6 protein-coding genes, 1 tRNA gene and 1 pseudogene are annotated in these 8,240 nt (G+C 52.6%); 1 reads left to right on the top strand and 7 read right to left on the bottom strand.

What is annotated here, in order from left to right:
• From PAT3040_RS38330 to PAT3040_RS02910, 7 genes and pseudogenes are all read right to left on the bottom strand, one after another.
• A pseudogene (locus PAT3040_RS38330) lies at positions 1-466 on the bottom strand (SDR family NAD(P)-dependent oxidoreductase); the annotation flags it as partial.
• A 17-nt stretch (positions 467-483) separates the two neighbouring features.
• Complete coding sequence (locus tag PAT3040_RS02935; RefSeq protein WP_181376416.1) at positions 484-2,319, bottom strand: sensor histidine kinase; 1,836 nt, start codon at positions 2,317-2,319, stop codon at positions 484-486.
• Complete coding sequence (locus PAT3040_RS02930; RefSeq protein ID WP_108991469.1) at positions 2,319-3,359, bottom strand: response regulator transcription factor; 1,041 nt, start codon at positions 3,357-3,359, stop codon at positions 2,319-2,321. Before PAT3040_RS02930 ends, PAT3040_RS02935 begins: the two co-directional genes overlap by 1 nt.
• Positions 3,360-3,487: 128 nt before the next feature.
• Complete coding sequence (locus PAT3040_RS02925) at positions 3,488-5,083, bottom strand: extracellular solute-binding protein (RefSeq protein ID WP_181376415.1); 1,596 nt, start codon at positions 5,081-5,083, stop codon at positions 3,488-3,490.
• 123 nt (positions 5,084-5,206) lie between these two features.
• A complete protein-coding gene (locus PAT3040_RS02920; RefSeq protein WP_087567607.1) occupies positions 5,207-6,079 on the bottom strand; it encodes a carbohydrate ABC transporter permease in 873 nt (290 codons plus the stop codon).
• A gap of 18 nt (positions 6,080-6,097) precedes the next feature.
• Complete coding sequence (locus tag PAT3040_RS02915) at positions 6,098-7,069, bottom strand: ABC transporter permease (protein WP_108991468.1); 972 nt, start codon at positions 7,067-7,069, stop codon at positions 6,098-6,100.
• Positions 7,070-7,075: 6 nt separating this feature from the next.
• Positions 7,076-7,258 (bottom strand): tautomerase family protein, encoded by a 183-nt coding sequence (locus PAT3040_RS02910; protein ID WP_087567849.1) that lies wholly within the window; start codon positions 7,256-7,258, stop codon positions 7,076-7,078.
• Between the two features lie 218 nt (positions 7,259-7,476).
• On the opposite strand from PAT3040_RS02910, the gene PAT3040_RS02905 reads away from it, so the two are divergent.
• Positions 7,477-7,563 (top strand) — tRNA-Leu (locus PAT3040_RS02905).
• The last annotated feature ends 677 nt before the right edge of the window (positions 7,564-8,240 follow it).

Raw genomic sequence — 8,240 nt, 5'->3', positions numbered from 1 at the left:
CGGGACCGCCGCCGTTATGGGCGGCAACGGATGTCATATTGACGATTCTGCCGCCGCCGCTTGCTTTCATGCCGGGAAGAACGGCTTTGCTGACGAATACGGTGCTCTTAAGATTGACGTCCATCACTTTGCCGTACAGCTCCTCCGTCATCTCGGCATTTGCCAGCCGCTGCACGAGATGGCCGGCATTGTTGACCAAAATGTCAATGGAACCCCCGAATGCGTTCTCGATCTCGGACACCAATCGACCGATAGCCGCAACATCCGTCACGTCGGCCTGAAATGCACGCGCCTTCCCGCCTAGCGCCTCGATCTCGGCCACCGTCTCTGCCGCGCCCTGTTCGCTGCTCAAGTAATTGACCGCTACCTTCGCTCCGTGTTTGGCCAGCTCCACGGCCACGCCTCTGCCGATTCCGCCGCTTGCCCCGGTTACCAATGCAATTTTGCCTGTCAAATCCAAGTTCATGTTCCATTCTCCTCCCGTTATCTCCCGTTGTTAAGCTCGCGAGGCATCACCATCGTAATGACGGTGCCTTGACCTAACGTGCTGTCGATCTCAATGCCATAATCGTCTCCATAAACCATCTGGATTCTGCGATGTACGTTCAGAATGCCGATGCCGCCGCGTCTTCTGGTCTGCAGCGGTTCGTCATCGTCAGCCAACCGATTTTCCTTCAGCCGCTGCCGCAGCTTCGCCAGCCGTTTCTCGGTCATCCCTTCCCCGTTATCCTCTACCGTTACAAGCAATCGATCAGACTCCAGTCGCGCATCGATGCGGATGGCATGCTGCGGCTCGATTCCGTTCGGGAAAGCATGCTGAAACACGTTTTCCACGACAGGCTGCAGCGTCAGACGCACCATTCTCTCGAGTAGCAGCGATGGCTCCAGCGCAACCTCCAGCTCGAATTCTCTTCCTATTCGATGCTTGAGAATAATCAAATAATTTCTGACATGATTGAGCTCGTTGACAATGGTGCTCTCCTCCAGATTGGTCTGGACGGAATAACGCAGCATAAACGCCATCGCCTCTACGATCTCCGATATATCGTCGGAATCCTGTACGATCGCGTAACAATTGATCGTCTCCAGCGTGTTGTACAGGAAGTGCGGATTAATCTGCAGCTGCAGCGCCTGGAATTCAGCCTTTTGGCGCTCCAGCTGGATATCCTGAAGCTCCAGCTGGGCCTTCTGTCCCTTTAGCTCCGCGTCGTACACCCGCTCGATCATCTCCGAGAGGCGGCCGACCATCAGATTAAAGCTATGAACGAGGCCGCCGACTTCATCTTCCCGACGCTTTACCTGCACCGTCTGCCAATTGCCCTTCTCCGTCTCGCGCATGCCGTTCATGAGCGTGCGTATGGGCTTTACGATAGACCGACCGAAACGCAGCGCGATAAATAACGCGATCGCCAATGTCAGCAGGCCGACTCCGATCGTTGTCGTGCGAATCGCCGAGATCGGCGCGCGCAGCTCCTTTAAAGGCATAGCAATTGCCAGACTCCAGCCGGAGTAGTCCGACCTTCGGGAGACAATCATTTTCTCCTCCCCGCCTACGTCCGCTATAAATCTCTCTTCTCCGCCGTTTACGATCCGTCCGGGAGTGGTCGTCGTCAGCAAATGTTTCATCGGCTCCGTATCCGGCGCGTAGACGACCTCGCCCTGGCTGTCCAGAATAAAGAAGAACCCGTTTTCGCCGAGATCCATCTGCTTCCATAACTGAGTCAACTGCTCCTCGTGGAATTCGATGGCGAGCACGCCCTTAATATTGTAGGAGGAATACCCTCTAATTTTGCGGGTCACCGTAATGACCTTCCCGGAATCCTTCTCCAGCAGACTGGTGCTTAAAATCGAGATTCGGCCGTTATCCTCCGTCTTCCCGTTCAGCTCCTGCAGCCGCTCCGACGTATCGACGCTATGGGACGAAAAACCTTGATTGCCATCAAAGATGGAACGCCCGTGATACCCCAAAATATAAATCATATTGATTTGGGTCGGGTACGTAATATGAATTTTGTTGAAAATATCTTTCCGAATCTCGTTCGTGAACTCGTAATACGCGTAGCTGTCCCCTGGCGTCATATCCAGAAATTTCTTCACTTGCTGCTGCGACAAAATGGAATCCGTCACGCGCTCGAACGTCTGCAGCTGGTTGTCCGTCTGCATGGACGCGCTGTTAATGACCGTCGTCAAATATTTCTCCACCTGCTCGTCGATCGCCCTGGACGATTCCACGTACGAGAAAATGCCCACCATGGACATCGAGAACAGAATAAGCACAAAAAAATAAAAAAACAGCTGCTTCGATAAGCTTTTGCGCATCAGTCGATCCCCAGCATGTCGCGGTATTCGGATGGCGTGCAACCCGTCATCCTCTTAAACGTCTTTGTAAAATGGGGGTGATCCGCATATCCGACCTCGTGCGAGATGTCCGTAATCTTGTAATGAGGCAGCGCCAGCAGCTTCTTGGCCCGCTCCATCCTTCGCTTGATCCGGTATTGCACAAATGTCTCGTCTGTCATCTGCTTAAACAACTGGCTGAAATAGGATGGATTGAGGCCAAGACGATCCGCTACGTCCTCCAGCGTCAGCTCCTTGGACAAATTCTGCTCAATGTATTGTTTCACTTCCTCGACGGGATCCTTCACGTTGCCGCGGCGCTTGCCGCGAATCAGCTTCATCACATCGTCCAGCTCTGCCCCCATCCAGCGGAAGCTGGATTCCGGTCCGGGCTCCGCTTCCTCCGGCCCAGTCGGCTCCGGGAAGTTGTACACATCGCGTTTGTTCAGGTTTTTGACCAGCTTGCGCATGACTTCATACAGCATGTCGCGCAGTTGAACGGCCGAGATGGACTGCTCCTCGCAATATTGCCTTATGCGCCCTTCGGCGACCGATCGGGCCGACTCGTCCAGATGCCATACCGCTTCCTCCAACTGTTCAATCCATGCTTCCTGCTCCGCCATCGGGATAAAGCCGATGGAACGTTTGGCGGCCATCCCGGCAATCAGCTTGCCGATCGTCTCAGCCACGCCGTGGCGCGTAACCGGCTTCAAAATATATTCCTTCACGCCGTACGAGACGCATTTCTGCGCGTATTCGAAGTCGCTGTAGCCCGAGACGACGACAACGTCGATTGAACTGTCATTTTCGCGTATATGCTTGCACAGCTCCAACCCGTCCATTCGGGGCATCCGTATATCGGTAAAGACAAAATCCGGTCTGTTCGCCTGGATTCGATCGAGCGCGTCGGCTCCGTTCTCCGCCGTCTCCACGATCACCTCTGCTGAGGCGGTCTGGGAGATAAGCTTCTCCAACCCTTTGCGAATCATGGGCTCGTCGTCCACAACCAGGATACGATACATGGAACATCCCCTCTTCTCTGCTTAGTATGCTTTCGCGAACGGGCGGAGGATGGCAAGACGCCCTCCAGCTCGGCACGGTGCCGGGCTGGAGAGCCTTCTGGCTGGCGGTAGCGGGTTACCCCTTCCTCCTATTCGAACGCGTTCTCTTTGTTATTGTAACGCTCCGTCGCTTCTTTGATAATATCCGCTCCGCCTTTGGATAGATACTCCTCCAGCACTTTGTCGTAGGAGTCGATGCTGTCCTTGCCGTAGACGATGCGAAGAACTTGTTCCAGGATGAGCGGCGGCATTTCGTCGGACTTCGGATTTAGATCCGGGTTCTGCACGAGCGCCTCCAGACGCGGGTCGAACTCGATGGCGCTGCGTCCTTCCTTGGACAACATGTTGTCGAAAGCGTCGATCATTTGTTTGCCGGATTCGGAGAGCGAGGACACGCGTTTATTATACGTTGTATCCTGAATCATCCACAGCCAACCGTTTAAATACCGGAGCTTGTCGGTGCCTTCCGTATCCGTCGGCACTTCGAACTTGGCCTCTCCGCCTTCTACCTTGTAGTCATCGCCTTCGATGCCGAAGCTGAAGAACAGCTCCGCTTGCTCGCTTACCATCCAGTTGAAAAACTTCACGATGTCCGCCGCTTTGTCTTTGGCCGCCGCGTTGATGTAGAACGAACGAGTGACCGGGTTGTAGTGGGCATAGCCGCCTTTGCCATCCGTTCCTACAGGAGACGGGATAAGGGCAACCTCTGCATCCGGCACGTTGTTCTTGAGCTGAGCGCCCCAGATCGGCAGTTCGTTGGCATTCATCGACCACATGCCGGCTTTGCCGCTTGTGACGTTGCTGCGGAAGTCGGTGCTTTCAATCGTAGCGAATTCCTTGCTGATGAGTCCTTCGTCGTACATCGTTTTGTAGGTCTCAATCGCTTTTTTCATGTTCTCGGTATCGAAGAAGCTTGGTTTTACCTGTCCGTCCGGGAACAGCTTGAACTGGTTCAAATAACCGAACACGTCGTAAGAGCCGAAAAATGTATCAGCGTACTTGAAGTTCTGACGTCCTGCAAACGGCTGCTCGACGCCGGCAGCCTTAAAGGCGCGAAGCACGTCGAGCGTCTCTTCGACCGTAGTCGGAATTTCTTTGCCGACTTTTTTGAGCAGGTCAGTTCGGATCCAGGTTGCGCGGCGGGACGGGTTCGACAGTACTTCGGGAATGCCGTAAATATTGCCTGACTTGGAATCCGTCATCCGGTCCCATGCCTCTTGCGGAATAAAGTTCAGCAGATCCTGGCCATGCTCTTTAAGCAGATCGTTCAGCGGGAGGAACACGCCGTTCTCTACCGCGCCGGCCAGCTCCGGGCCGCTGATGCCGCCGCTGCCTTGCACGACGTCCGGAATATCGTTTGTCGCGAACATCTGGACCATCTTGTCTTGATATTCGTTATGCGGGATAAGGCGGATGTCCAGATCGGCATTCGTCATCTCCTCCAGCTTTTTTACGTACTTGTCATCGTTGATGTTGGGATGTTTTTCGACATACGCTACGTTTAGCGTTCTCATGGAAATCGAAAATTTAACGGGCTCCTTGGGTTTTTCCACGCCGGCGTTCGTGGAGGACGGCTTTTCCGTGGTTGTGCCCGTGTTGGAGCTCCCTCCGTTGTTGCCGGAGCATGCGACCAGCATGGCGAATGTCGTCAGCAGAATACCGGCGCGAGTCATGAATTTGGTCATTGTTTACCCCTCTTTTCTTAAAGTTATTGGTTTTGCGCTAAAGCGCTTCCAATCTCATTACCAGTATATTGGGTTCGCTTCGGGCGTCACAATGGACTGTCTTTGTGTCGGCTTGTCGTTTTTTTAGGACTTTATCGAACCGATCAGCATGCCGCTGATAAAAAACCTTTGCAGAAACGGATAAAGCATAATAATGGGCAGCGTAGCGACCAGAATGACGGCCATCTGCACGCCTTGCACGGATTGCGACGTCACTTCGAACGCCAGATTGCCGGTATCGGCAAGATCGTCCGTAATGAGCAGCTCACGCAGCTTTACCTGAAGCGGGTACAAGCTCCGGTCATTAATATAATACAGCGCATCCATATACTTGTTCCAGTTCGTCACCGAATAGAAGATGCCGACCGTCGCCAAAGCGGGTTTGGACAGCGGCAGCACGATGCTCCACAGTGTCCTGGTTTCGCCGCAGCCGTCGATCCGCGCTGCATCGATAATTTCCGTCGGCAGCTGCGCGAAGAAGGAACGAAGCACGAACAGGTTGAACGCGCTGATTGCCGTCGGCAGCATAAGCGCCCATAACGTATTCGTCAAATGAAGCTCGCGCATCAGGATGAACTGCGGAATAAGCGGCGCGCTAAAAATCATGGTCAACAGAATCAGAATGAGAAGCAGACGGCGTCCAACGTATTCCTGCCGCGAGAGCGGGTATGCCAGTGTGGATGTTGCCGCCAGGTTAATGGTCGTACCCACTACCGTAATATAAACGGAGATGGCGAACGCGCGCCAGATGGACACATCCTCGAATACATATTTGTAATAATGCGTCGTAAATTCGACAGGCCAGAACATGACCTCGCCGCGGTCAATTGCTCCTCCGCTGCTGAGCGATTGCGCGATGACGTTCATAAACGGCAGGAACATCGTCAAGCCGAGCAGCGTCAGAAACAGATAATTGGCGATCAGGAATATCTTCCTGCTTACGCTTGCGTGTCTCACCTCGTGGTCACCCCTTCGTTAATACAGTGATTCTCCGGTTGCCTTCTTGCTGAGCGTGTTCGCGATGAGCAGCAGGAACAGGCCGACTACGGATTTAAATACGCCAATCGCCGTTGCGTAGCTGAATTGCAGCTGCTTGAGGCCGGCTTTGTAAATATACGTGTCCAATATTTCGCTATTGCGGATGTTGAGCGGATTCTGGAAGACGAACACGCGCTCGAAGCCGTAATCCAGGAAGTCGCCGATCTTGAGCAGGAACAGAATCGTTATGACTGGCAGCAGTGCCGGGATCGTAATGCTGAGCGTCTGCTTCCAGCGTCCGGCGCCATCAATCTCCGCCGCTTCGTACAGATCGGGATTGATGCCCGCGAGCGCCGCCAGATAGATGATCGTACCCCAGCCGACATCGCGCCATAATCCCGAGCCTACGAGTACGCTCCGAATGTAGGAGTCGTCTCCAAGGAAGTAGATGGGATCGATGCCGAACCAGCCGAGCACTACATTAAGAACACCGGATTCCGGCGACAGAATGCCGACGAAGATACCGCTTACAATTACCCAGGACAAGAAATGCGGCGCGTACATAATCGTTTGGATGATTTTTTTGTAAAGCATGAGCCTTACCTCGTTCAGCAGCAGCGCGAGGATAATCGGCGCGGTGAACGCGAACAGAATGTCGTAGATGCCTAACAGCAGCGTATTCTTTAAAATGTTGATGAAGTCGTAATGCGAGAACATCCGCTCGAAGTGCTTGAGCCCCACCCACTTGCTGCCCGTTATGCCGGTAAACAGATTGAAGTCCTGAAAGGCTATAACGGAGCCCATGAGCGGTACGTACTTGAATAACAGGAAATAAAACAACCCAGGCAATGATATGAAATACAACGCCTTATACTTCCACATATAGCCCAGCAGCACGTGGCCTCCGCCCGCTCTTATACGAGGGGATGGCGCTGCTCCCGCTCCTCTTGGTTCCAGCTTACTGGCCATCCTTCCTCACCTCTTGTTCCTCAGATTAGCAGGCGCATTGTCGTCGATCGGAATTTCGTTAAACTCGATCGTTATAAATGCTGGTTCTCTCTCGATGATACGCGACAGCTCCTTCGTGAACACTTGGACAATCTCTTCCTTTTGATCGTCCGTACGCCCTTCGTACATGCGGATTGAAATATGCGGCAAGCTGAGCCCTCCGTTTCGATAGTAAAGTTGCAAGCTGATTTGTTGGTTCACCGGCATACCTTAATCCTACGGAGATGACGTTCATCGGACAATGGAATGGCTTTGCGGAGCTTGTGTTTTTTTTAGGTCGGGGAAAGTTCGGGGAGATAATGAAATAAAAACTTGACCTTTTATCGGGTCGTGTGATATATTATTTTCTGTTGGCACATTCAACATATGCGGTCGTGGCGGAATTGGCAGACGCGCTAGATTCAGGTTCTAGTGGTGTAACAGCCGTGGAGGTTCGAGTCCTCTCGACCGCACCAACCTTTATATCAACAAGTTCGCGAATTGGCTCTTGGAGCAATTTTCGAACTTTTTTTGTGTCCAAAATCTTAATTTGAACTTTGATGGAGGCTTAAGTTATCACAATCCCTCCAGCGGGTCCTGGAACCCGTTTTTTTCGGGCTATTGCAACCAAAGTTACTCCGCCAGACTCAATAACCCGACTTTCTCGGGCTATTGCAACCAAACCTGCTCCGCCAGACTCAATAACCCGACTTTCTCGGGCTATTGCAACCAAAGTTACTCCGCCAGACTCAATAACCCGACTTTCTCGGGTTATTGCAACCAAGCCTGCTCCGCCAGGCTCAATAACCCGACTTTCTCGGGCTATTGCAACCAAAGTTACTCCGCCAGACTCAATAACCAGACTTTCTCGGGTTATTGCAACCAAAGTGACCCAACTGCTCTCTGGAACCCGATTTTTTCAGGCTGCAGCACGCGAAATTACTATAGAGCCTACGTCCGGTAGTTTGCAGCCAGCCCTGCTCGGCCCACAATCGCCAAAAAACCTCTTAAATCCGATTACACAGATTTAAGAGGTTTTTTTGATTCCGGCAGATGGTTCATCCTTTATTCGACCCCAATACAGCTTCAGCTCAATTAGTCGAACAAATCGCCGAAAACGTCCAGCATCGTTTTTTTCTTTTTGTACGGACGA

Source organism: Paenibacillus agaridevorans (assembly GCF_003112455.1).
GTDB classification, from domain to species: Bacteria; Bacillota; Bacilli; order Paenibacillales; family Paenibacillaceae; genus Pristimantibacillus; species Pristimantibacillus agaridevorans.
This window is presented reverse-complemented; position numbering and strand designations above follow the sequence as displayed.

Bases quoted from the DNA above. Each gene is read 5' to 3' on its own strand.
- PAT3040_RS02935 (WP_181376416.1), bottom strand. From the start codon at position 2,319: ATGCGCAAAAGCTTATCGAAGCAGCTGTTTTTTTATTTTTTTGTGCTT.
- PAT3040_RS02930 (WP_108991469.1), bottom strand. From the start codon at position 3,359: ATGTATCGTATCCTGGTTGTGGACGACGAGCCCATGATTCGCAAAGGG.
- PAT3040_RS02925 (WP_181376415.1), bottom strand. From the start codon at position 5,083: ATGACCAAATTCATGACTCGCGCCGGTATTCTGCTGACGACATTCGCC.
- PAT3040_RS02915 (WP_108991468.1), bottom strand. From the start codon at position 7,069: ATGGCCAGTAAGCTGGAACCAAGAGGAGCGGGAGCAGCGCCATCCCCT.